Annotated in this window: 2 protein-coding genes and 1 pseudogene; all 3 read left to right on the top strand. The window is 53.7% G+C overall.

The window, feature by feature from the left end; translation table 11 throughout:
• Positions 1 to 523 (top strand): annotated as a pseudogene (locus tag H5U08_RS15015) (DUF58 domain-containing protein); the annotation flags it as partial.
• Between the two features lie 51 nt (positions 524 to 574).
• Positions 575 to 1,792, top strand: a complete 1,218-nt coding sequence (locus H5U08_RS15010) for an RHS repeat-associated core domain-containing protein (protein ID WP_297034806.1) — start codon at positions 575 to 577, stop codon at positions 1,790 to 1,792.
• A gap of 578 nt (positions 1,793 to 2,370) precedes the next feature.
• Entirely contained in the window at positions 2,371 to 2,559 is a 189-nt protein-coding gene (locus H5U08_RS15005) for a hypothetical protein (RefSeq protein WP_297034802.1), read from the top strand.
• Positions 2,560 to 2,773 lie beyond the last annotated feature (214 nt).

The raw sequence follows: 2,773 nt of genomic DNA, 5'->3' as shown, positions 1-2,773 counted from the left end.
CCTCTCCACGATTGACGATCAACCGCGCGGATTCGTACCTCCCAGTAACGCCCTCGCGCAGATTGTGCGGATGACGGAGCACCTCGACAACTCCGAAGCCCGCGACAAAACCTCCATGGGAGAATGTCTGGCCCAGCTTGCCGGCCGGTTTCAGCGACGGGAAATCGTTATCATCGTAAGCGACTTTTTCGCCCATCTTGATGAACTGGAATCCGCCATCCAACGCCTCCGCTTCGCCCAACACGAAGTGGTCCTCATGCAAGTGCTCCATCATGACGAAATCGCCTTTGAATTCCGGGGCCCGACCAAATTCATCGGCCTGGAAGTCACTGATGAACTGATCACCCGGCCGGAAGACCTTCGGCCGCACTATCTGGCGGCGTTTCAGGCGTTCCAAAACCGGTTGTCGGAACTGTGCCAGCGGAACAAGGCGGAGCACGTCGTGGTGGACACGAGCCGTCCCCTGGCCGATGTACTGGCCGACTATCTGCACTTCCGCAACCGTGCCCGACGCTTTCGCTGAACGCCTCCCCTGCGACAAACTCTTTCTGCCCACCGGGCGGTGAATTGAATTTTGCCCGAGGAAAATGTTGACAACGGTGCTGATGAAACGGTACAGTGGACGCTGACGGACCACCTGAACACGGTCCGGGACATCGCGAAGTATGATTCGGGCAGTGACATGACCACCGTGGTCAATCATCTCATCTACGATGCCTTCGGCAAGGTGAGGTCGGAGAGTAATCCGGCGATCGAGAACGTTTTCTTATTCGACGGTGGTCCAACATTATTCAGGGATAGTCTCTTCTTATTCACGGGTAGCTCATGTGATAGTGACACTCAACTTCAAAGACCGTTTGATAGTGACACCCAACCCCAAAACGACCTCAACCGCTGGTACGATGCTTCAGTCGGCCGCTGGCTGAGCGAGGACCCGATCGGCTTTAACGGCGGCGATGGGAACTTGTATCGGTATGTGAATAATCGATCGATCATCCACACAGACCCACTCGCCCTGTGGCCGTTTGCCCCCCGCATTCACCAACCGTGCAAGATAGGGACTGTCGTGCGCACCCTCATTCTCGAATTTGACGACTGCTGCTACGACCAGCAAGAACAGTTGGCGACACTGATGTGTGACGCCGCTCGGCTGGCTTATCGTGTTTGGGAAATGGTAGATATTGCAGCCGACGTCGGCGCGGCGAATCGGGCAACGAATCCCGAATACCGAAAGATCATCAACGAGATTCGTCCTTGCCTTGACCATTGGTTTGGCGACATCCCAGGAACGCTGCCCGGTACGGTGGTGCCCCAAGTCGGACCCATCTCCAATGCAACGCTGTTAAGCGTAAGGGACCGTATAAAAGCCATTGCATTCGCTTTTTTAGAGCAATTCGGTATACTTGCCCCTCGAGCAGTCGGCCTGGAATGCGAATCCTTTTGCACGGGGAGTAAGATTGCGTATACATGGACCACTCCCGGCAAACCAGATTTTAGTGACATATTCGGAACAGACATCCATATATGTCCGGCCTTCTTTAAAAAAGACAAATTGAGCCAAGTAGGGATACTGCTTCACGAGATGACCCATATTTACGCGGGGACTATTGATGTCGCCTACGTTACAGCACCCGCAGCAGTTGGCGGGGTGATAGCACCTATTTACGACGTACCTGGTGGAGTGCTCAGTACAGACCAGAGAGTACACAATGCGGCTTCATACGAGGGGTTTTTTAAATGCGTCGCACAGCGCGTAGGTTTAACCCCTTTGAATGGCCGCGCTATTCCCTAGACACGAGTGAGGGCTTTTTCACCATGGACCCCACACCGTTCTTTCTCATTCATAGCGCAATAGCTGGCTTGGTCACTTATGTGTTTTCGTTTTACAGCCATTCTAAGGCGCGTACGATATGGAACGGCTGTATGACAGCTGTATTATTGACGTTTCTTTGGCCCTGGGCGGGTGGTGAGCTTTTCATGGCATGGCTCGATCTGTTTATCGAAGTTCCCGGTAAACTTCTATTTGGACGACTCCTATCGCTGCGATTTCCAGATGGTGAAGACCTAATAGGGCTCATCGGTGGTTGGGTCGTGCCGTTCGCGGTATCATGGGGTGTAGTTTGGGTGCGCTTCCGTAAAGGCCCTCCTAAGCAACGAGTTGGCGTAAAAGAGCATGTAATATTCTGGATCGTATTCGCATTGATTCTTATATACTGGGCGAGGTGCTTCGACTTAGAACCTCTGGAATCATGGGAGCCGATCGGAACTTAAATTTGCAAATTACGTTGGCCCGGAAAACCGTGTAGACGAACAAGGTAGGCGCTCTGGGAATGCCGGAGAGCGCATTCTTGGTGATCGGGACGGAGCGCGTTGAGGTGGCTCGTAGCTGAGGAGGCGCCTGACGGCGGCACCGCCCACCTTGTACAGTGCACGCTGACGGACCACCTGAACACGGTCCGGGACATCGCGAAGTATAATCCGGGCAGCGACATGACCACCGTGGTCAACCATCTCATCTACGACGCCTTTCGCAGGGTGGCCGGGGCGAGTGATTGCTGAATAGACTGTTTTGTTCTCTTTGTCGGGTCACCGTCTGTTCATGTGTGTCGGGTCACCGTCTGTTCATGCGTGTCGGATGACCGTCTATTCATATTTGTCGGATAACCGTCTGTTCATGTGTGTCGGGTGGCCGACTATTCATGTTTATCAGATCACCGTCTATTCATGTTTGTCGGGTGGCCGACTATTCGTGCTCGTGTGTTTCGTCCCCTGC

It is taken from the genome of Thermogutta sp., from assembly GCF_014359955.1.
Lineage (GTDB): Bacteria > Planctomycetota > Planctomycetia > Pirellulales > Thermoguttaceae > Thermogutta.
The sequence above is the reverse complement of the archived record's forward strand: the minus strand, read 5'-3'. Positions and strand labels throughout refer to the sequence as shown.